The sequence below is a fragment of the Luteibacter sp. 9133 genome, from assembly GCF_000800155.1.
GTDB classification, from domain to species: domain Bacteria; phylum Pseudomonadota; class Gammaproteobacteria; order Xanthomonadales; family Rhodanobacteraceae; genus Luteibacter; species Luteibacter mycovicinus.
The window spans coordinates 1,604,533-1,627,441 of the sequence record NZ_JUHO01000001.1; the positions used below are offsets into that span (position 1 = coordinate 1,604,533).

Annotated in this window: 14 protein-coding genes; 6 read left to right on the forward strand and 8 right to left on the reverse strand. The window is 65.7% G+C overall.

The window, feature by feature from the left end:
- Positions 1-12 precede the first annotated feature (12 nt).
- Both FA87_RS06980 and asd read right to left on the reverse strand, forming a co-directional pair.
- Complete coding sequence (locus FA87_RS06980) at positions 13-456, reverse strand: hypothetical protein (protein ID WP_043693350.1); 444 nt, start codon at positions 454-456, stop codon at positions 13-15.
- 129 nt (positions 457-585) lie between these two features.
- Complete coding sequence (gene asd / locus FA87_RS06985) at positions 586-1,440, reverse strand: archaetidylserine decarboxylase (protein ID WP_036114101.1); 855 nt, start codon at positions 1,438-1,440, stop codon at positions 586-588.
- Positions 1,441-1,711: 271 nt separating this feature from the next.
- Here asd and FA87_RS06990 point away from each other — a divergent pair, with 271 nt between their 5' ends.
- Entirely contained in the window at positions 1,712-7,150 is a 5,439-nt protein-coding gene (locus tag FA87_RS06990; RefSeq protein ID WP_197062382.1) for an autotransporter outer membrane beta-barrel domain-containing protein, read from the forward strand.
- A gap of 115 nt (positions 7,151-7,265) precedes the next feature.
- Here FA87_RS06990 and FA87_RS06995 read toward each other — a convergent pair whose 3' ends face one another.
- From FA87_RS06995 to FA87_RS07020, 6 genes are all read right to left on the reverse strand, one after another.
- On the reverse strand, positions 7,266-9,209 hold the full coding sequence (locus tag FA87_RS06995; protein ID WP_043693353.1) for a CocE/NonD family hydrolase: 1,944 nt from the start codon (positions 9,207-9,209) through the stop codon (positions 7,266-7,268).
- Positions 9,210-9,219: 10 nt separating this feature from the next.
- Positions 9,220-12,231: a TonB-dependent receptor gene (locus tag FA87_RS07000; protein WP_043693355.1), complete on the reverse strand. Its 3,012-nt coding sequence runs from the start codon at positions 12,229-12,231 to the stop codon at positions 9,220-9,222.
- A gap of 64 nt (positions 12,232-12,295) precedes the next feature.
- A complete protein-coding gene (locus FA87_RS07005; RefSeq protein ID WP_036114096.1) occupies positions 12,296-13,051 on the reverse strand; it encodes a DeoR/GlpR family DNA-binding transcription regulator in 756 nt (251 codons plus the stop codon).
- On the reverse strand, positions 13,041-14,699 hold the full coding sequence (locus FA87_RS07010) for an ABC transporter permease subunit (RefSeq protein WP_052191199.1): 1,659 nt from the start codon (positions 14,697-14,699) through the stop codon (positions 13,041-13,043). The genes FA87_RS07005 and FA87_RS07010 overlap by 11 nt, the downstream gene beginning before the upstream one ends.
- Complete coding sequence (locus FA87_RS07015) at positions 14,696-15,697, reverse strand: ABC transporter ATP-binding protein (protein ID WP_043693358.1); 1,002 nt, start codon at positions 15,695-15,697, stop codon at positions 14,696-14,698. Before FA87_RS07015 ends, FA87_RS07010 begins: the two co-directional genes overlap by 4 nt.
- Before the next feature lie 28 nt (positions 15,698-15,725).
- A complete protein-coding gene (locus FA87_RS07020; RefSeq protein ID WP_043693361.1) occupies positions 15,726-16,727 on the reverse strand; it encodes an ABC transporter substrate-binding protein in 1,002 nt (333 codons plus the stop codon).
- Between the two features lie 137 nt (positions 16,728-16,864).
- Between FA87_RS07020 and hisN the strand changes: the two genes are divergently transcribed.
- The 5 genes from hisN to FA87_RS07045 all read left to right on the forward strand — a co-directional run bounded on the left by hisN (position 16,865) and on the right by FA87_RS07045 (position 22,906).
- Entirely contained in the window at positions 16,865-17,656 is a 792-nt protein-coding gene (gene hisN, locus FA87_RS07025; RefSeq protein ID WP_043693364.1) for a histidinol-phosphatase, read from the forward strand.
- A 6-nt stretch (positions 17,657-17,662) separates the two neighbouring features.
- A complete protein-coding gene (locus FA87_RS07030) occupies positions 17,663-19,792 on the forward strand; it encodes a phospholipase C, phosphocholine-specific (protein WP_043693367.1) in 2,130 nt (709 codons plus the stop codon).
- Positions 19,793-19,864: 72 nt separating this feature from the next.
- On the forward strand, positions 19,865-20,785 hold the full coding sequence (prmB, locus tag FA87_RS07035; protein WP_043693369.1) for a 50S ribosomal protein L3 N(5)-glutamine methyltransferase: 921 nt from the start codon (positions 19,865-19,867) through the stop codon (positions 20,783-20,785).
- 16 nt (positions 20,786-20,801) lie between these two features.
- Entirely contained in the window at positions 20,802-21,911 is a 1,110-nt protein-coding gene (aroC, locus tag FA87_RS07040) for a chorismate synthase (RefSeq protein ID WP_043693372.1), read from the forward strand.
- Positions 21,908-22,906, forward strand: coding sequence for a D-glycerate dehydrogenase (locus FA87_RS07045; protein ID WP_043693375.1), 999 nt, complete (start codon positions 21,908-21,910; stop codon positions 22,904-22,906). The genes aroC and FA87_RS07045 overlap by 4 nt, the downstream gene beginning before the upstream one ends.
- Positions 22,907-22,909 lie beyond the last annotated feature (3 nt).

Below are 22,909 nucleotides of genomic sequence, written 5' to 3' on the forward strand. Positions count from 1 at the left end.
TTCTGAGAAGAATCAGGCGACCGCGTGCGGTTCCATCCACGCGTCGGCGGCATCGCGCTTATCCGGTGTCGAGAGTTCCTTGATCTGACGCATCAGGCGAAGAATCTGCCGGTGCAGGTCTTCCATGCCAGGACGGCGGGAATCGAGGGTCTCGTGATACACCGAGGCGATCCACAGGGCGACGCCGCGTGTGGCGATCAGCGGATTTTCCGAGCGTGCCTTGCCCAGGCCGACATCCGGCCCGTGACCATAGGTGCTGTAGCGTTCTTCCGGCGGAGTGCCGTAGAGATGCGGGAAGTCACATGCTGCGGCCTGCTCCATCTCGCGCCTGACCAGCTGCTGCAGGTCGGCGTGTGCCCGGACGGGAAGAGCAAGCACGACGCGCTCGATGTCGGCCAGTTGCCGTTTCAGGCGGATTTCGCGATTGACGGCAATGAGATGAGTGACAAGACGCATGGACGACTTCCCCTGGGCGGATGCTTCTTATGACCCCGGCGCTTCCCCCTAAGAGGCGCCGGAGCCACGGAGCATACGCTGACGTCGCGTCAATTTGAAGACATATTCGTCACATTGTGACGCGGTGGGTCAGTCGCGCGTGCCGGCGCCCACGTATTGGCCCAGACGCTGGCCGACGACGACCTGCTGCTGGGGCTGGAGGTCGTCGAAGCGGTAGCCCTCCGGCAGCAGGAGGATCACGGTCGAGCCCATGTTGAAGCGGGCCATCTCGCCGAAGCGATCGATGTGGACGCCTCTGCCGCGGCAGTCCTTGCGGATGATATCCGCCGCGTACGGCGGGATAGCCATGCCGTCCCAGACCGTGGCGACGCTCGAGACCAGGATCGCTCCCACCATCACCGAGACGAAGGGGCCGTGTTCGCCGTCGAAATGGCAGACGAGGCGTTCGTTACGTGCAAAGAGGCGAGGGATGTCGGCCACCGCGAACGGGGCGACGCTGAAGATGCGACCCGGCACGTGTGTCGTGCCGGTCAGAGTGCCCGACAGCGGCATGTGAACGCGGTGGTAGTCGCGCGGGGACAGGTAGATCGTCGCGAAGCTGCCGTTTCGGAAAGGGGCGGCAGCTTCGTCGCTGCCCAGCAGTTCGGCCGCCGTGTATTCCTGGCCCTTGGCCTGGAAGATCCGGCCGTCGCGAATCGGGCCGCACTGGCTGATACGTCCGTCAGCGGGACAAAGAATGGCCTGCGGATCGGGCGCGGCGGAGCGTGCGCCCGGCTTCAGCTTGCGCGTGAAAAACGCATTGAAATGCTGATAGGCGAGCGGGTCGGGCTGCGCCGCCTGACTCATGTCGACGTCGTAGCGCTGGACGATCTCCCGGATCAGGAAATTTTTCCAGGGCGTCCATTCCCAGCGGGTCGCCCAGTAGACGATTCGCGAAAGAAAGCGGTGCGGGAGGATGTACTGCAGCAGGACCTTTGGCTTCATCGGGGAAGTATAGGCGAGGCCCGCGTTTCCCGCTGCTGCGGTAAGACTGTGCAAAAACTATGCGCATATTCGGCAAATAAATGCACGTTTTTTTCATGGCCTGCCGAATATACCTAAGTAATGACCGACGCGTCTTCGACACGTCGCTGCTTCGCACGGGGCCCAGGAGGGCCACGGTGAACGGGTGAGGGGGCTCGCGTCGCGGGGTAAGGGAGTGCCAGTCGTGCTTCACGGTGCCGGGATCGGCGCCCGATAGGGATACGTACCAAAAATGAGCTCCCAGGTTATTTCGCGCCGCGCCATGATGGGCGGCCGCCGTCGCGCCAAATTGTTTCTCGCCGTCGCCGCGGCACTGACGGGTGGTCCGGTCGTCGCTCAGACCGTCACCCTCGACGCCTATTCACCCACGAAGAACGACAACCAGCAGTACGCCACGGTACTGACGCCCGGTCAGGTGGTGACGATCTCCGGCCCACAGCTTTTCGCCGCGGGTGACACCGGCACGCGCAATACGACCATCGCCGCGCTCCAGGGGCTTGGACGGATCCAGTCGGGTTCCGAGTGGATCGGTGCGGCACGTCTGAACCCCGGCACCCAGAACTTTGGCGTCAGCGTGCCGGATCCCATCACCGGTGGCCGGCGTGTCGTCTCCACGTACAACAGTGCCAACCTGGTCGGGCTGAGCGCCGTTGACGGCAGCACCGCGGTGCCGGACGTGGTCAACGTCAACGGGCAGCAGTACATCGACGCGCGCGTCGGCACGGTGACCAGTGGTGGCGGCGCGCTCACCGTCGACATCGGCAGTCCCGGCGTGCCGACGGACTCCACCACCAACGGCTGGACCATGGCGGCGAAACAGACCTCCCTGTTCTACGCGGACGGCACCGGGAGCGCGGCCAGCACCATCGACTGGACCTCGCGCAATCGCATCGCCTTCAACGGTGACGTGGCCAACCCGGCCCAGCCGCAAAACCTGTACGTGAGTTACGTTTCGCATTACGGCGGCACGTTCGATGTCACCACCGTCGACGGTGTGACGAGTTCACACACCGTCACCAATGACGCGCAGCTGCGTGATTACAACAATTTCCTCATCGCCAACCTGCAGACGGGGAATCTCGCTCCCACCTCGTACGCATCGTTGTTCGCGAAGGGCTACAGCGCGACGACCGAGCAGATCAGCTACGGCATCAGCGCCGACGACGCAGCCGATGAAGTGGCGCAGCCCATCGGTAATCGCATCGTCATGCAACTGGTCGGCCCCAACGCCTCCGGCACGGTGGCTTCCGGCGCGACGCTGGAAGCCGTCAACACCAACGGCGGCACGGTGCGCGGCGAAGCCGGCGCGAACGTGACGATCAATGGCACGCTGGCGGCCACGCATAACACCGGCGACGGCTCGGCGCTGGTGCTGACGGGAGCGGGTACGACGGGTACCAACAATGGCGTGATCAACGGCAACTTCTTCCGTAATGCCGACAACACCATTACCAACGGTGCCATCGGGTCCACGGCGGTCGATCTGCAGTCCGGCGGTACGTTCACCAATGGAACCAACGGTATTCTCAACCTCGCCACCGGCTCGGCCAATGGCGCGGGCAAGTCGATCGGTGTGCGCGTGGGCGCCAATGCCAGCGCGACCAACAACGGCATCGTCAACGTCGGCGTGACGGGTTCGCGCTCGAACGGCTCGATGGACGGCATCGCGCTGGGCGATCCCAGCGCCATCTTCACCAACGGAGCGGCGGGCACGATCTATATCGGTCGCGGGCCGCAAACGTCACCCGCGACGCCGGCGGCCGACATCGCGGTCAACCAGGGCACGATGACGACAGGCATCTACGTACCTTACGCGGCGATCGCGCGGAACCAGGGCACCATCACGCTTGGCTCGCTCACCCAGAACGCCGCGGGCATCCTCGTGACGTCGCCGGGTGCGAACGTCGACAGCTCGGGGACGATCAACGTCAACGGCGCGGCCGCCGCGGTACCGCGCGAAAACGATGGCATCCTCGTACAGAACGGCGGCGCCACCGGTAACGTCGTCAACAGCGGAACCATCAACCTCAATGGCGTGAACGGGACGGGTATCAAGGCGCTCTCGACCGGCGCGACGGCATCGCTGGTGAGCAATACGGGCACGATCAATGTCGCCGGTGGCGCGGATCCCGCCAGTGGCACGCGCAATTACGGTGTCTGGGCCGAAGGGCAGGGCAGCGCCACGGCGAGCGCGAACGTGCAGGGTGCGGTAAACCTGCTCGGCGACGGCGCGATCGGTATCCATGCGCGCGGTCGCGCCACGGTCGATGTGGCTGCCGGCGCGGCACCGAGTTTCGCCAGCGGCACACGGCAGATCGGCTTCTTCGCCTACGGCGATGACGCACATATCAACGTCAACGGCGGCAGCCTGCTGAACGTCTCGACGGCGCAGTCGACGCTGTTCCGGCTCGACTCGGGCGCGGATTTCGATGGCACGGGGCTGAGCATGGTCGCTTCCGGTGCGCAGTCGACCGGTATCCTGGGCACCGGCACCGGTTCACTGGTGAACACCCGCAACGCCGGTATCACGGTCTCCGGCAACGGCGCGCAGGGCGTGGTGGCGGAGGGTGGCGCGGTGGCCACCATCGACGCGGCGACCAACGTGAATCTTGCTGGCGCTGGCGCCATCGCCGGCGTGGCCGACGGCCAGAAACACAGCATCACCGGCGCCAGCCAGGGTGCGGTCGTCACCAGTACGCAACTCAACAGCCTGGCGAATCTCACGTCCGCAACGAGCGGGGTCACTGGCTACATCGCACGGAACGGTGCCAGCCTCGTCAATGCCGGTGCCATGACTCTGACAGGGGCGAACACCACCGGGTTCATCGTCGAGACCAACGGCAAGGCCATCAACAACGCGGCGCTCAATCTGTCGGGCCCGGGTGCCACGGGCGCCTTGCTGCGCTCGGGCGGCACGTTCGCCAACAACGGCAGCATCCATGTGGGCAGCGGCACCGGCGTGCGCGTGGAAGGTGCGGGGACGCAGCGGCTCAATCCCGCCGGGTCGATCACGGTGGATGATGGCGTGGCGGGCGTGCAGCTGACCAGCGGTGCCGGCCTCGTGCTCGGTTCGGGTGACTCCGCGATCGTCACCAACGGCAGCGCGCACGGCGTACTGCTGGACACGGGCGCCGTCTCGCTCAACGCGACGGGCACGACGATCACCACGCTGGGTACCGGTAACGCGATCGAGAACGCCGCGGAGACCGGTGCGATCACGCTCCGCGGCGCGACGCTTCGCGTCGTCAACGGCGCGGGACTGCGTACCGCGACGGCGATCGATCCCTCGTCCACGGCGACGTTCAACGTCGACGGCTCGGGTGTGGGCTACGCGTTCCGCCGCGCCGACGGCAGTCCGGCCGACGGTAACCTTTCGATCGGCAATGGCTTCACCGTCAACGGTAACGGTGCGGGCGCGACCGGTATCCAGGCCCTGACCACGGGTTCCGTGGCCAATGCCGCGTCGGTGAATATCCTTTCGCCGGCCGGTGGATCGGCGCTTGTGGCAGGGACGGCGTCCTCGGTATCCAACGCCGGGGTGCTGACGTCCGCAAGCACCGCGTCGCCCGTCGTGGATCTTGCCAATGGGACGGGCACCCGCTTCGTCAACAGCGGCACGATCCGTGCGGCGTCGCCGTCGGCGCAGGCCGTGCGCGGTAGCGCCGGTAACGATACGGTCGGTCTCGTCAGCGGCAGCGTACGCGGCGACATCGGCACGGGGGAGGGATCCGACACGTTCGCCTGGACGGGCGGCACCCTGCAGGGCGGCCTGACCATGGGCAATGGGACGGGCAACCAGGCGACGGTGGGCAAGGTCGATACGTCCGGCACCTATCATCTGCTGGCCGGGACCGGCGGCGGTAACTCGCTGACGTTCGACGGGACACAGACACGCGGCGGCACGTTCGCCTACGACGATCTTGCGAAGGGTATCAACCTCGGCAACGGCTGGAACACCGTCTCGCTCGCGAACGGCGCGCAGTTCACCCTTACGGACAACCTCAAGCTCGCCAACAGCGACGTAGACATCGATCCCACGTCCACCCTCTATGCCGGTAACGGTGTCTACCCGGTGATCTCGGGCGCGTCGCCGGGCTCGGCCAACGTGAATAATGCCGGCCTGATCGACCTGACCCAGGGCAGCGGATCGCCGGGCAATCGACTGACGATCGACGGCAACTATGCGAGTTCGGGCGGTCGGCTGAATCTGGTAACCAACCTCAACGCCGGTGGCGCCCTGGCCCAGCAGCAGACCGATCGCCTGCTGGTGCAAGGGAATGCATCGGGTGAAACGGTGCTCGATGTCACACCTGCCGCGCTGAGCACGGGAGCGCTGACCGATACCGATCGCAATGGCTACGTGCGTGCCGATGAAGGTATCTCCCTCGTGCAAGTCGCGGGCACGTCGACGGGCGGTGCTTTCCGGCTCAAGGGCGGTTATGTCGCGGCAGGTCCGTGGCAGTACGGCTTGTACGCCTTCCAGCCTGGCAGCAGCGATGCGTCGCAGCGCGTCGTGGGTGGTGCGACCACCGGCAACGCGTTCTGGGATTACCGGCTGGCCAACGTCCTGGTGTGCGACGGCCCTTGCCCCACGCCCACCACGGTTACACCGGCGCCTACGCCAGCGACGGGCCTGCCTTATCCCACGCCACAGCCGGGATCGATCGGCGGATTCGTGCCGGCAGGCGATGCTCGCCCGGCGGTCGTGCCACAGGTGCCTTCGTACATTCTCTCGCCGACCGCGCTGGCCATCTACGGTTACAGCACGATCGACAACCTGCATCGCCGGCTCGGCGAGATTCGCGATATGAACGATGCGGGAGAGGGTCTCGGCGGTGAGCCGTTCGTGCGTTACATCGGTGGCGACTACAGCTACTCCTCCAACCGGTCGTTCAGCCAGTACGGCTACGACGCCGATATCGACACGCATGCGGTGCAGGTGGGCGTGAACATCTTCGCGCTCGATGCGGACCGGTCAGCCCTGCGGGCGGGTATCGCCTATACGCACGGCACGACGCGGCTCGAACCGAAAGCGGCCGACGGTTACAGCCGTACGAAATTCGATACCAACTCGGTCGCCATGTTCGTTACGTGGCAGCACGTGAGCGGTTTCTATATCGACGCGATCGCCCAGGGCGACCGCCACGTCGGCGACGTCGATACCGCTCGCTCGAAGGGTACGGCGCGCATCCGTGGTTCGGGCTGGAACGGTTCGCTTGAGGCCGGGTACCCGTTCAAGTTCGATGGCGGATGGGAACTGGAGCCGCAGCTTCAGCTGACGCGTCAGCACATCGCGCTACGTGATCAGACGGATACCGATGGCGCCACCACGCGGTTCAACGACCTGTCGCAGACGATCGGAAGAGCCGGCGTGCGTTTCGATCGCACGTGGGTGACGGATAGCGGCAGCAAGGCCACGCCTTATGCGCGGGTGAACTACATCAAGGGCTGGGGCGGCAGTTCGTCGGTGAACGTGGGCGCCGAGGGCTACGACATCTCGCAGCAGTTTGCCGGCGGTGCTTTCGGCCGGATGGTGGAGGTGGGGCTGGGCGGTACGTATGCCTGGACCAACCGGATCTCGCTGTATGGCGAGGCGGACTGGCAGAAGAAGCTGGGTGACGCGGGAACGCGTGGCTGGGGCTTCAATGTCGGGGCGCGCTGGGACTTCTGAGTCCTCCGGGCTGAGGCGATCGCGTATCGCCAGCCAGCTGGCCTCCATCAGCGCCGGCTCCCACCAGGGTGTCGCAACCTGGTGGGGGTCGGCCTGCCGTTGACCGGTCGTCCCTCTATTTCACCACGGGTAACTCGACGTAGGTTCCTTCCTGCCCGTCGCGATAGATCTTCTGCGTCGCCTTCCGGTAATCCCCCGGCTTCGCGTTGAAGATGTTCGGTACGAAGGTCTGCGGGTTCCTGTCGTACAGCGGGAACCAGCTCGACTGGATCTGCACCATCACGCGATGCCCCGGCTGGAACACATGGTTCACGGTCGGTAGCGGAAACCGGTACTCCTGCGCGGTGTCCGGTTGAAGCGGCTTCGGCTTGTCATAGCCCTCGCGGTAGCGGCCGCGGAAGATCTCCATCGCTACCGGCAGCTCGTAGCCACCCATCGACGGCTTCTCTTCGACCTCGTCCGGATACACGTCGATGAGCTTGACCACCCAGTCACTGTCCGTGCCACTCGTCGACGCGAGCAGATGAAACAGCGGCTCGCCGGCGACGCCCATCGGCTTATCCAGCACGGGGGACACATAGGTCAGCACATCGGTCCGCGACGCGAAATCGCGCTGGTCATCCACGAGCCATTCGGGCCACGAGTCTTCGCGATCGGCCACGCCGTGCGACCACGACTGAATCGGGCGCACGCGGTAGGGAACGGGCTTCGCGGGATCCGATACGTATTCGTCGTCGCCCTTGGCGGGTGCCGCCGTCCCCAGCGCGCCGTCGGCCCCGACGAACCAGCGCTGCATCGCAGGTACACATCCGTCACGGCAGCCGGAGGGCCACGTATTCAGCTTGCGCCACGTGTTCTCACCTGTAACGAACGCATTGACCGGCGCGATGTCCGCTTTCGGCGCGTCGTCCTTGAGGTACTGGGCGAGAAACGGACGCAGGATCTTCTGGCGAAACTCGGTGCCCGTATCGCTGCCGAGATCGATCGCGCCGATCGTGTTGGCTTTTTCCCATGTCTTCGCGTGACGCCACGGTCCCAAGACCAGCCACAACTTCTCATGCCGGGGATCGCGCGGCGCGAGGGCGCGGTAGACCGCCATGTCGCCGTAATTGTCTTCCTGATCCCACAGGCTGTGCACCAGCATGGTCGGCACGGTCATCGGCTCGTTCGCCGCGACCTTGTCGATGGCCTGCTCGGACCAGAAGCGGTCGTACGCGGGATGCGCAAGAATCTTCTGCCAGAATCCCAGCGATTCCATGCCGTAGGCGCGGCCGATATCGCCAGCCGAACCGCCGCGAAGGTACAGGTCGTAGTCGTCGCGGTAACCCGTCGTCCAGCCGATGTCGCTACCGCGCGAATTCACCATGCCATAGATATAGGGGATCATCTGCTGGCGAAACGCGCCACGATGAAACCAGTCGTCGCCCATCCAGCCGTCGATCATGGGATTGATGGGCACGGCGACCTTCAACGCCGGATGAGGGCGGATCGTCGCCACCATCGCCTCGAACCCGTCGTACGAAATGCCGATGATGCCGACCTTGCCGTTCGACTCCGGCACATGTTTTACCAGCCAGTCCACCGTGTCGTAGATGTCCGAGGACTCATCCACGGCGGTCGGATTGCCATGGCCGATCGGCGGGCGGTTCATGACGAAGTCGCCTTCCGAACCGTGCTTGCCCCGGATGTCCTGGATGACGCGGATGTATCCGTCCTGGACGATGATGTCCGCCGGGTTGTCGTAGCCGCGCAGGGCGGTATCCAGATGCGGACTGTCGCTGCGGTGACCCATGCCATCGGCGCCGTAAGGCGTGCGCGTGAGCAGGATGCCTGCGTGTGCCGTGCCCCTTGGCATCAGGATGACGGTATGCAGTTTGACGCCATCGCGCATCGGGATCTCGACGGTGCGGCGCACGTAGTCGAAGCCGGGGTTCGTCGGCGTGAATCGGGCCGGCGTTTCCGTCGGCAGGTCTTTGTAAGTCTTCTCGCCACCGACCGCCGGAGTCGCGAGGACTCCGGCGGCAAGCGCGACGATACCCAGTCGCAGAAGTGGATGCATGGACGCTCCGTCAGAAGTCGTAGGTGACGCCAAACCGGGCGTAACGCGGCTGGGTGTAGCTGATGACCTGCTGGTAGCCGTCGTTCACCGAGTTGGTGCTGCCCGACACCGGGTTGGTCCGCTGCGAGCGCTGCTGGTTGAGGATGTTGAACACCGATACGGTGAAGGCCAGCTTCTTGTCGGCCCAGAGCGGACGGTACTCCGCATTCACGTCGACAAGCTCTTCCCACGGCTCGCGACCCTTCGCGCCGTATGCCGAAGGCACACCGAAGCAGAAGTGATAGTAGCTGCCGTAACCGGAAGGGTCGCTCTCGTCCGCACCGTAGCGGCCGAGGCACGACTTCGGCAGTCCGGACTGGATCAGGATGTTCGCCGAGAGCAGCCATTCGGGAGCGATCTGGTAGGAACCGTAGAGCTTCAGCTGGTGCTTGCGATCGTTGCCCAGGTCGCCGTTGGCGTAGTTCATCAGCGTGGCGTAATCCCAGTCACGCGATGCCGCGACCGAGCCCTGGCCCACGTCCGAGCGCACCTGTCCTTCCGTGTTGCCGTAGCTGCGCGAGTACAGGTAGTCGATCTTGCCCGACCACGTGCCGTCGAACGGATGCGACAGGTAGAGGTCCAGACCGTAATAATTGCGCTTGAGGTGAGGGAAGCCGAAATCGGCGTTGGTCACGGTGACATTCGTGTAGCCGCCGTTCGCATTGGCGAGCTGGTACACGTTCGCGCGGCCCGGATTCGACAGGTAGCAGCTACCCACCGTCACGGCGTCGATGTCGGCACCTTGTGCGATCGCCGCACGGGTGATCGCGCCGTTGTCGCAGACGTCATCCAGCGCGTTGCGCAGGTGACGCACGGTAGCCTTCGCGCCCGCCACCCAGTCGGCGTTGATCTGCTTGTCCAGGCCGAGAATGTATTCGTCCTGATACTCCGACTTGATGTTCTTCGCGCTGACCGTCTTAGGGTCGGGCGGCTGTCCGTATTCGCCGTTGGGAGAGACCGCACCACCGGTGGCCGACTGGATGAAGTTGACGCCGGTCGGCAGGCCGTTCGCGTCGATGCCGGTATAGGTGAAGTACTGGTTGGTCGCCAGCGAGCCGGCGGAGGTACGCAGCGCCACGGAGGCCGGCATGGCGAGGAAGTAACGACCGGCATTGCCGTAGATCTTCATGCTCGAGTCGCCGTTGACGTCCCAGCTGAAGCCCAGTCGCGGCGCCCACTGCGGGCGGGTCAGCTTGAGATACGGCTGGCCGGACGGGTTGTAGTTGGTGAACTGATCGTTGCGCAGGCCGAGGGAGAGCAGCAGGCGGTCGGTGACCTGCCAGTCGTCCATGATGTATTGCGCACGCTGTCTGACGCGTACCGAGGCCAGCGTGTTGTAGTGGCGGTAGTAGCCGTAGTAACCGGTCTGGCCACCGGGATAGTTGGCCGGCTTGTCGACGAAGGGGCTGTCGCTGATGTTGAGATTGGGATCGCCCTTCGCATACCAGAGTTCGTAGCCGTCGCCACCGATGGTCGTACCGTCTTCGATGTCCTGCGAGTCCTGATTGTCGATACCGGCGGTGATCGAGTGGCTGCCGATCTTGTAGTTGAGGTCGACGCGCAGGTTGCGGTTGGTCGACTCATGATCCGGGTTGTCCACCGTATCCAGCGTCTGGCCGTTGGTGATCGGCGTGCCGCCATTGAGGGCCGGGTTCTGCTGACTGACGTTGCCGATGAACGGGCCGGAGACGCCGGTGGCCGGCGGCTCGTTGTAATAGGTGAGCTTCGACTTGCCGTACAGGGCGGTGAGGGTCAGGTCATCGGTAATGTAGCTGGTGAACTTCGCCACATAGACCATCGCTTTGGTCTTGTATGTCGAGTCCGTGCTGGCGAAATCGCCCACCGTATCGGTCGGGTAATCGTAGGTGTACTTGTTGCCGTTGGAGCGATGCGTCTGGTTGACGCCGGTCAGCTCGAGGATGTTGTTATCCGTGATGTTCCAGTCGAGCTTGCCGTACCACTTCGGATCCTTGTACGTGTACCGGGTATCGTAGGCGTGGTTGACGTCGCCGATGCTGTTGCCTTTGCTGCGCTCCATTTCCACCGCGGCGAAAGCGTACAGCTTGTCCTTGACCAGCGGGCCGCCGGCGTACGCACTCACGGTCGTGGTCCACTCGTGGTTTTCGTCGTTGCGCTGGTTGATCGTGCCCGGGGGCGCCGGGTTGTCGTGACCGTAGGTGATGTTGCGCGCGCTGGCGCGTGCGAAATCCGGCTCCCAGAGCACCTGCGCACCGAAGTGCCACTCATTGGTGCCGCGCTTGCCGACCTGGCTGATCACGCCGCCGTCCGAGCGGCCGTACATGGCGGAATAGCCGCCGCTGAGGATTTCCTGCTGATCGACCGCACCGTAGGGCAGGGTCACGCCACCGAAGCCGCTGAGCGGGTCGGTCGTGTTCATCCCGTTGATGTAGTAGGCGTTCTCGGAGACGGCCGAACCCGCGAAGCTCACGAGGCTGCCGCCAAACGCGTTCTTGAAGCCGGTGTAGCCCGGCGAGGCGCCGGGAGCGAGCAGGGCGATGGCTTCGGCCGAACGCTGCAAGGGCAGCCGGGCGAGATCGGCGGAGGTGACCACCGTGCTCGATGCGACGGTGGCGACATCGATCTTCGCCGCCTGCGTGGCCGAGACGGTCACCTGATCGAGCTGCTGGGCATCCTGCGAGGAGGCGGCGGCGAACGACACGTCCGTTGCGGCGCCCACGCGCAGGGTGACGTTGTCGCGGGTATCGACGATGTTGCCGTTGGACTTCAGTGACACCTTATACGTCGCCAGCGGCAGGGCCTCGGCGACATAACGACCGCGCGAGTCGACCGCGACCTCGCGGGTGATGCCATTGCTGCCTTCGATCACCACGGTCTCGCCACTGGCGACAGGCGCGCTACCGGCGATGCGGCCGGTGGTGGCCTGACCATAGGCGAGGCCGGTCAGTGACGCCGCGACGGCGGCGCACAACAGGGTGCGTCGGAGATTGGGGCGGGGAATCATGGGTTGCTCCGGGAAGGACATGGGGTTGTGATGGGTGAGTTGGCCTTCCTGGCACGTTGTTGTTTCAGGCGTATTCGACATCGCCGATCGCCTTACTGATGGCGGCGATACCGCGCGACTTTTCCGAGCGGCGGTCAGTGACCAGCACGTCGATCCGGTCCGCGGGACACCAGGCGACGCGACTGCGTACGCCGATTTTTGAATGGTCCGCCGCGATCACGATGCGTCGTGCGCTGGCGCACATCGCACGGGCGATCTCGGCTTCCTCCATTTCGAAACTGCTGGCACCGGCCTTCGCATCGATGCCCACCGGCGAAAGGATCGCCAGGTGGGGCTGATAGCGGCCGATCTCGGCGATCGTCGCCGATCCGTTGGTACAACCGATCTGCGCATCGAAGCGACCGCCGAGCAGATGAACCTCGTTGCCGGGGCGTGACGCGAAGCGCGCCGCCACGTCGACCGCATTGGTGACGATGGTGAGCCCGCTTCGTGTCGCCAATGCTTCAGCGACGAGCGTCATCGTGCTGCCCGCATCCATGAAGATGGTCTGGCCGCTCTCGACCAGGCTGGCGACCTTCTTCGCGATGGCGCGTTTTTCGCGTACGCGGGTAGCATGGCGCACGGCGATCGGCGGCTCATCGCCGGTCAGCACGGCACCGCCGTGCACACGGCGGATTTCTCCGAGCGCGGCCAGTTCGACCAGGTCGCGGCGAATGGTTTCGCGCGACACGCCGAGCTCGGCGACGATGCGCTCCACGGAGACCTTGCCGCTGGCGCGGAGCAGGTCACGGATACGGGTGTGTCGTTCTTCATGCCACATGGCGTCGGTCCTTGAGTGTGTGGAGGATGAGGCGCATGGCGCCCAGTGCGAGGCCGCCGGCGAGGACGACGCACATCGCGTACGCCGCCGCCTGCGCCAGGAAGCCGTTTTCGTCCAGGCGCATCACCGTGACCGAGGCAAGGCCAAGGTCGGGCGTCACCAGGAAGATCACGCCCGACAGGGTCACCAGTGAGCGCATGAACAGATAGAAGAAGGTCGCGACAGCGGCGGGCGCCGCGAAAGGCAGCACCGCGTCGCGAACGACGTGACGTGTGTCGCCGCCGAACACCGCCACCGCGTCTTCCAGTGCTTCCGGAACACGACGCATACCGGTCTGCAGCGTAAGAAAGGATGGCGCGTGATAGTGATAGAGACTGCATGCCGCGACGATCGCCACGCTGCCGTAGAGCCACGTCGACAAGGCGCCGTGATTGAAGGTGAGCACGTAGCCGAGTCCCAGCACCATGCCGGGCACGGCGGCGGGAAGCGAAGCCAGCACCTGCACCGGCCGGGCAACCCAGCCGGGCAGTCGACGCAGCCCGGCGGACAGCGCGAAGACCAGGACGACGCCGGCGAGTGCCGCCAGCAGCGAGACCCATAGCGACGTGCCCACCGGTCCATATCCGTCGGGCATGCCGCCGAGGTAGTTGGCCAGGGTGAGGGTGCGGTTGTACGGCCAGAGTTTGACGAGACTGACGTAGGCGACGGTGCCGACGACGGCGACGATGCCGAGCACGGCCAGCAGCGTCACGGCGCCGAGTACGCTGTCGCGCCACAAGTTGCGCTCCGGCACCAGCGCGCGGCCCGGACTCGCGTCACCCATGTCCTGCCGGCGCTTCGCCAGGCGACCCAGCCAGACCGAGAGCACGGCGGGCGCGAGCAACAGCACGCCGAGCGTCGCACCCATCGGGAAATCGAGCTGGCCCACCACTTCGCTGTAGATCTCCATGGCGAGTACGCGATAGCTGCCGCCGACGACGACCGCGCTGCCGAAGTCCGTCAGCGTTTCGGTGAAGACCAGAAACGCGGCGGCCATGACGGCGAAGCGGATGCGTGGCACCGTGACGTCGACGAACTGGCGCCAGGGCGTGGCACCCATCGATGCGGCGGCGTCGTAGTGGCGGACAGGGGTGCGCTCCAGTGCGGCCGACACGATGATCACGACCTGCGGCAGCCCGTAAAGCAGGTTGGCAAGCAACAGGCCCCAGAAGCCGTAGATGTCCGTGGGCCATCCGGTCAGGCGGTGGACGAGGCCATTGCGGCCGAGCAGGCACACCAGCCCGAGGCCGAGCACGAGCGAGGGGGCGAGCATCGGGAGCAGCAACGCGCCGCGAATCAGCGCCTTGCCTGGAAGCCGCGAGCGGTGCAGGGCCATGGCGACGCACACGCCGGTCGCGATGGTACCGAGTGTCGTCGTCACGCCGATGACCAGACTGTGCAGCGCCGCACGCGGCAGGCCGGGATCGTCGAAGAGCCGCGCGTAGTTCGACAGCGTGATGGCACCATGGGCATCGGTGACACTCCGCCACAGCACCGTCAGCAGGGGATAGAGGAAAAAGCCGCACAGGCCCAGCAGCGGCAGCACGATGAGCAGGATGCCCGCCATGTGGCGTCGTGTGTGCACGGCGGCCAGTGTCAGTGCACTCATGCGGCGACCCACGCGGCGCGGGTCGCATCGACCGATACGGCCTCGCCCGGATTCAGGTTGCTGCGCCCCGGCAGTTCGACGAGTAACGAGCGGCCACGCCAGGCGATGCGCGCGTGGGCAAGGTTGCCCATGAATGTGAGTTCCTCAACCACGCCTTCACCGCGTGGATCGGCGACGACCTTCAGGTCCTCCGGCCGCAGGCAGAGGTCGAAGGTGGCTTCGGCACCCGGAGGGCGCCGTTCGAGGAATGCGGGCATCGCCTCGCGCACGAGCGCCGTGGACAGGAGGTTGGATTTGCCGATGAAGCTGGCGACGAAGCGCGTGCGCGGCCGCTCGTAAAGGCAGCGCGGCGTGCCGATCTGCTCCACGCGTCCCTCGTTCATGCAGACGATGGTGTCCGCCATGGCCAGTGCCTCGTCCTGATCGTGCGTGACCATCAGGGTCGGAATGCCCAGTGAGCGTTGCAGCGAGCGGATCTCCGTGCGGAGCTGTGTCCGGATGGCCGGATCCAGCGCGGAAAGCGGCTCATCCAGCAGAAGCATGGCCGGATCGCTGGCGAGTGCCCGGGCCAGCGCCACACGCTGTTGCTGACCTCCGGAAAGCTCGTCCGGATAGCGCGCGGCGAGTGCGCCCAGGCCCACGCGATCGAGCAGGTCGGCGGTGCGCGAGATGACGGTCGCGGGTACCTCGCGGCGCAGACGCATGGGGTAGCCGACGTTGGCGGCGACGGTCATGTCCGGGAACAGCGAATAGGACTGAAACACCAGGCCCATGCGACGGTCGCGCGCGGGCAGCCGGGTGATATCGCGTTCGCCGAGGATGACCCGGCCGGCATCGGGCGGCGTCAGTCCGGCGACGATGCGCAGCAACGTCGTCTTGCCGCAGCCGCTGGGGCCGAGCAGGCAGACGAAGTCGCTCTCACCGGCGGTAAAGGACACGCCGTCGAGCACGGTCTGCCCGTTCCAGGCCTTCGCGATGTCGTCGATGCGAAGATGCATGTTCCCCTTGACTCCCCGGGCCGGCGCGTCAGCGCGTCAGCCGCTTGTATCTGGCAATGAGCGCCGCGCGTTCGCGCGCCGCCGTGGTGAAGTCGCGGGCGGGCAGCGTCGCGACGAGGTCGGCGGGCAAGCCCTGCCGTTGTTGTTCTTCGGTCGGTTTGCCGCCGGGCGCCGCCACGATTTCCTTGAAACCGCGGTACAGCGACGCGGCTTCCGGCGACGCGGTCCAGTCGAGGAAACGGCGGGCGTCCGCGTCGTGCGTGGCGTCCTTCATCAGGGCGGAACCTTCGAGTTCGTAGCCGGCGCCATCCGACGGAATCACCATCGTCACCGGATATCCCTGGCGGATCGACTGCATCGCGGAAAACGCGAACGACACACCGATCGGAAATTCGCCGATGCGTGCGAGCTTGCACGGCGCCGAACCCGAGAGCGTTATCTGGCCCACGTTGTGTGCGATCGCGGTGACCAGCGCCATGCCTTTCGCGCTGCGCCCGGCATCGCTGAGCGAGGACAACACCATGTATCCGGTGCCCGAGGATGCCGGATCGGGCATGGCGATCTGCCCGCGGTAACGCGGCGAGGTCAGGTCCTGCCACGTCCGCGGCACAGGCAGTCCGCGTTCGGCCAGCGCTTCACGGTTGACGCACAGCGCGGCCAGATAGCCCGTGGGTGCGAACCAGCTGGCGTCCGCACCGCGAAAACGGGCGGGCATGCGGTCGATGTTGTCCCCGTGGATGGGTGTGAGCAGTGCCGCGATGCGTGGGTCCAGCATGTCGGTGACGGCCATACCCCAGATCGCGTCGTTGCGCGGCTGGGCCGATTCGGCCAGCAGGCGCGCGGCAAGATCGCCACTGGACAGACGCAGCACATGTATGTCCAGATCGGGCAGGGCTTTCTTCGCCGCAGCGAGATAGGTGGCGATTTCGTCGCTCTCAAGCGCGGAGTAGACGGTGACGCTGCCCGCATTCGCCACGCCACAGGCGGCGCCCAGGGCGACGGTGCAGGCGATCTGGCGGTATGGACGCATCGATGTCCCCGGGCTGTGGCGCTGAAACAACATACCCCACCTGTGTGGCGTTTTGGGTATATTTGCAAAGCTGGGGACTTAGATCCAGCAGAGAATTTTCGTTTTTGTCATCAACGCGAAACGTTGGAGTGCTGTCGATGGAATCGTTGTCCGCCGCCGGGCGGAAGGAATTCGAGGCGTTTGCCGTGGGTATCGCCGACAACGCCCGAGCCTTGTCGCTGCCGCGTTTCCGCCGTCCCGTCGATGTCACCCTGAAAGGCGACATGAGTCCCGTGACGGCCGTGGATCGCGGCGTGGAATCCATGCTGCGCGAGCGCATCGAGCAGGCCTGGCCGGGCCATGGCCTGCTGGGTGAGGAGTACGGCGCGACCCGTATCGACGCCGAGTTCGTATGGTCGATCGATCCGATCGACGGCACGCGCAGTTTCATTTCCGGCTGGCCGCTGTGGGGCACCTTGCTCGCATTGCTGCATCGCGGTCGTCCCGTGCTCGGCCTGCTGGACATGCCGGCGCTCGACGAACGCTGGATCGGCCACGTCGGGGTAGGTACCACGATGAACGGACATCCGTGTCGCACCAGCGTGTGTGAAGCGCTGGCGGAGGCGACGCTGTACACCACGACGCCGGACATGTTCACGCCGGAAGAGTGGGCGAAATTCGACCGTACGAGCCGCGCCGCCTACACCCGTCGCTTCGGTGGCGACTGCTACGGCTACGGCATGTTGGCGTCCGGTCATATCGATGCAGTGATTGAAGCGAATCTTATGCCGTACGACTACCTCGCCATCGCACCGGTGGTCGAAGCGGCGGGCGGCGTGATCACCGACTGGGAGGGGCGTGCGCTGGGCCTCGACAGTGGCGGTCGTGTCGTCGCGGCCGCGACGCCGGCCTTGCACCTGGCCCTCATCGAATCCCTGCGACAGGACTGAGTTTCCATGGTTTCACGCGATCGGCGCCGTTTCCTCCAGACCGCGGGTGCGACGGCGGTGGCCTCGCTGGTCGCGCAGGGTTTTCCCGCCGCTATCGCGAAAGCGCTGGCCACGCCGCCGGACCGTCGCACGGGCAGCATCGCGGACGTCGAACACGTGGTGATCCTCATGCAGGAAAACCGGTCGTTCGATCACTACTTCGGCAGCCTGCGCGGTGTGCGCGGTTTTGCCGACCCGCGCGTACTCGAACTCGGTAACGGCGATCCGGTATGGAAACAACCCGTCGGCGCCGCTCGCACGAAATACTGGAAGTCGCGCGGCATCGGCGACGATGTGGCCTGGGTCTATCCGTTCCACCTCGACACCCATGCCAGCGGCGACCATCACGAGGGGACCGATCACGGCTGGAGTACCGGCCACGGCGCGTGGAACCTCGGACACAACGATCGCTGGATCGAGCAGAAACAGGACGTGCTGACCATGGCGTACCTGCGCCGTGACGATGCCGCGTTTCATTACGCGCTCGCCGACGCGTTCACCGTCTGCGATGCGTACCACGCGTCCGCGCTGGCCGATACGGCGATCAACCGCATCTACCTGTGGAGCGGGACGTGCGATCCCTCGGGGCGGCTGAGCCGCAAGCCGAATGGTCCCGGCACGGAAGAACGCGCGGATGCCAATGGCTATACGTGGACGACGTATCCCGAGCGTCTGGAGAAAGCCGGCATCAGCTGGCGCGTTTATCAGGGCGGCACGGGTGAGCCGGGTTCGCCCACCGACAATTACACCGACAACTCGCTCGAATTCTTCGCGGCCTATCAGGTGAAGGAAGGGGCGGATCCGAACGGCTCACTCGTGCGCAATGGTGTTTCGACGCACACGTTGCGTGACCTGTGCGACGACGTCATCCATGGCCGGCTGCCGCAGGTCGCCTGGATCGTCGCGCCCTACAAATACAGCGAGCATCCGACGTCCTCTCCGGCCGACGGTGCGTTCTACATCCGCAGCGTGCTCGATGCGCTGACCGTGAACCCGAAGGTCTGGGCGCGTACCGTGCTGTTCCTCAACTACGACGAGAACGACGGTTTCTTCGATCATGTCGTGCCGCCCGCCCCGCCGACCGGGAGCGGTGAGGACGGGCAGGGCGTCGTATCGGACGATCTTGTCGCCTCGCTCGACGACGAGATCATGGATCTCGACGCGCATCCGAAGATTTCCGCGCCGCTCGTGCCTGGCAGCGATCCACGGGGCAGACAGCCGGTGGGACTCGGCAATCGGGTGCCGATGATCGTGGTCTCTCCGTGGACACGTGGCGGCTGGGTATGTTCGGAAACGTTCGACCACACCTCGGTACTGCGCTTTCTCGAGAAGCGCTTCGGTGTCGAGGAACCGAACATCAGTGCATGGCGCCGTTCCGTATGCGGCGATCTGACCAGCGCGTTCGATTTCACCGGTGTCGCCGACGACCGGGTGCCCCGGCTCGGTGTGCCATCCGGATCCGACGGCAAGCTGCCCATCGAGGTCCCGCGCGTACAAGCGATGCCGGTGCAGGAGGCGGGCAGCCGTCCTGCGCGCGCACTGGGCTACGCGTGGTCCGTCGAACACTCCCTGGACGCGGATGGCAGTCGACTCGTCTTCCGCAACACGGGGCGTCTGGGCGCCGGTTTCCTGGTCTACGACGGGTTGCAGCGGGATGCCCCACCGCGCCGTTACGCGGTGAGTGCGGGCAAGCGCATCGAGGATCGCTGGCCTCTGGCGAACGCAGGCGATGCATATGATCGACGTGTGCACGGTCCCCATGGATACCTGGCGCATCTTCGCGGCTTCGCCGGCGATGCGGTCGAGGCCGTTCTCGCCGGTGTGCCTGGCGCGCGTCGTGTGGAGGTCCGGCTCAGCAACGTTGGAACGGCCACGATACCGATCCGCGTACGTAACGCGTATGCGACGGAAGACGCACGCGAGCTGGATCTGGCGGCGGGCCAGTCGGTGACGTTGTCGTTCGACCTGCAGGCGAGCGCGGGCTGGTACGACATCGACATCGTCTCACCGGAGCAGCCGCGCTACCTGCGACGGTTCGCTGGCCATCACGAAGACGGTCAGCCGGCGACGAGCGATCCGGGACCGCGGGCCGTCTGACCGGTCCGGGCGGCCCCGCCTATCTCCCGGACGGCTATACTCCGTGGTCAGCCCCATCGAAAGCCGTATCCCGTGACCAGCGAACTCTCCTCGATCATCGATTTCATCCGCTACGGCGCCAGCCGTTTCTCGGCCGCCGGCCTGACGTTTGGCCATAGCCACGACAATCCGATCGACGAGGCCACCCATCTGGTGCTGGCCGCGCTGCACCTCCCGCCGGATATCCCGCCGGCTTACGGCGCAGGCAAGCTGATCGCGGAAGAGAAGGCGAAAGTGCTGGCCCTCATCGAACGCCGGGTCACCGAGCGCGTGCCCGTCGCGTATCTGGTCGGCGAAACCTGGTTCGCGGGCATGAAGTTCAAGAGCGACCACCGTGCGCTGGTCCCGCGCTCGCCCATCGCCGAGCTGATCGAAGGCCGCTTCACGCCGTGGCTCGACGACCGCCACATCGAGCGCGCGCTGGACCTGTGCACCGGCTCGGGCTGCATCGGCATCGCCATGGCCGAGTACAACCCCGACTGGCAGGTCGACCTGATCGACGTCAGCGACGACGCGCTGTCGCTTGCCAACGAGAACATCGTCTTCCAGCATGTGGAAGATCGCGTCCGCGCCATCAAGTCCGACCTGTTCGACGGCGTGAAGGGTGAGGTCTACGACCTCATCGTCTCCAACCCGCCGTACGTCACTCATGCCGAATACGCCGCCATGCCGGCCGAATACAGCCACGAACCCGTCCTCGGGCTGACATCCGGCGATGATGGACTGGACATCACCCTGCGCATGCTCGATGAGGCCGCGGACCATCTCAGCGAAGACGGCCTGCTGATCGTCGAAGTCGGCGACAGCGAGCACGCCCTGGCGGCGTTGCTGCCGCGCGTGCCCTTCGTCTGGCTGGAGTTCAAGGTCGGTCAGATGGGCATCTTCGCGCTGGAGCGGCGCGACCTTATCGAGCATGCCTCGGATATCGCAGCCGCACGCGCGGCAAGAAACTGAATCCATCGGAAGTACCGTGTCCTCCAATACGTTCGGCAAGCTGCTCTCTGTCACCACCTTCGGCGAAAGCCACGGCCCGGCGATCGGGTGCGTGGTCGACGGGTGTCCCCCGGGTCTGGCACTGGAGGCGTCCGAATTCCGTGCCGACCTCGAGCGCCGCGCCACCGGGCGCTCGCGGCACACCTCGCAACGCCGCGAGGCGGATGACATCGAGATCCTCTCGGGCGTCTACGAGGGGGTGACCACGGGCACCCCGATCGCGCTTCTGATCCGCAATACCGACGCGCGGTCAAAGGATTACGGCAATATCCTCGACACGTTCCGCCCTGGACATGCCGACTACACCTACTGGCAGAAGTACGGCGTGCGCGACCCGCGCGGCGGCGGCCGGTCCTCGGCGCGCGAGACCACCATGCGCGTGGCGGCAGGTGTCATCGCCAAGAAGTGGCTGGCCCAGCGCTATGGCGTTACCGTTCGCGGCCACGTGTCCCAGATCGGCGAGATGGTGCCGCGTGGTTTCGACGCCGATGCCATCGAGACCAGCCCGTTCTTCTGGCCCGACGCGGCCCAGATTCCCGAACTCGAGTCCTATATGGACGCCCTGCGCAAGTCGGGCGATTCCGTGGGCGCCAGAGTCACCGCGGTCGCCGACGGCGTGCCGGCGGGCTGGGGCGAGCCGATCTACGGCAAGCTGGACGGCGAACTCGCCGCCGCCATGATGTCGATCAACGCGGTCAAGGGTGTCGAGATCGGCGACGGCTTCGCCGCCGTGGCCCAGCGCGGTACGCAGCACCGCGACGAACTCACCGCCGACGGTTTTCTCTCCAATCACGCGGGCGGCATCCTGGGCGGCATCGCCTCGGGCCAGCCTGTCGTCGTCTCGGTGGCCTTCAAGCCGACCTCCAGCATCCTGATCCCGGGACGCAGCGTCGACCGGGCAGGGCAGCCGGCCGAGGTCGTGACCAAGGGCCGCCATGATCCCTGCGTGGGTATCCGCGCCGTGCCTATCGTCGAGGCCATGCTGGCTCTGGTGCTGATGGATCAGGCGCTGCGCCATCGTGCGCAATGCGGCGATGTGGGCGAGGTGCCCCCGCGGATCCCCGGCGTCGTACAGGACAACGCATGAGCAAGCCAGTCGTCTGGGTCTCGCGACCCTTCTTTCCCGATATCGTCGACCGTCTGCGCGAGCACTTCGACGTGCGCGCCGAGACCGAAGAACGGCCGTTCTCGCCAGCTGAGCTGGCGGAACGCCTGGCCGACGCCGACGCCGCGATCGTCGGCCTCGCCGACAAGATCGATGGCAAGGTGCTGCAGGGCGCGCCGAAGCTGCGCTTCCTGGCCAATCTCGCAGTGGGGTACAACAACCTCGACATCGATGCCCTGACCAGCGCCGGTGTCGGTGCGTCGAACACTCCGGACGTGCTCAACGAGACGGTAGCCGATTACGCCTGGGCCCTGATGCTGGCCGCGGCCCGCCGGGTGGGCGAGTCCGAACGCTGGCTGCGTGACGGGCAGTGGCATGGCTCTCGTTTCGAGGGCTGGCTGGGCGCCGACGTGCACGGCAAGACCATCGGTATCCTCGGCATGGGCCGGATCGGGCAGGCCATCGCGCGCCGCGCCTCCGGTTTCCGCGCGCCGGTGATCTACCACAACCGGTCGCGCCTCGAGGCCTCGATCGAGCGCGACTGCGGGGCCCGGTACGTCGACAAGGCCACGCTGCTCGCCCAGTCGGACCACCTGATTCTGGTGCTCCCGTTCACGCCGGCCAATCGCCATACGATCGGCGAGGCGGAGCTGAAGGCCATGAAGCGGACGGCCACGCTGGTCAATATCGCCCGTGGCGGCATCGTCGATGACGCGGCCCTGGCCCGGGCGCTGACCGACGGGACGATCGCCTCGGCCGCCCTCGACGTGTTCGAAGGGGAGCCCCAGGTGCACCCCGACCTGCTGAAAATCGAAAATATCGTGCTCAGTCCGCACATCGCCAGCGCAAGTCGCGACACACGTCGCGATATGGCGGCGCTGGCTGTGGACAATGTGCTGGCGGCGTTTGGACATGGTCCCCACGCCGGCCGGCCACCCACGATTCTCAATCCGGGTGTACTGGCCGACGCCAGCTGACCT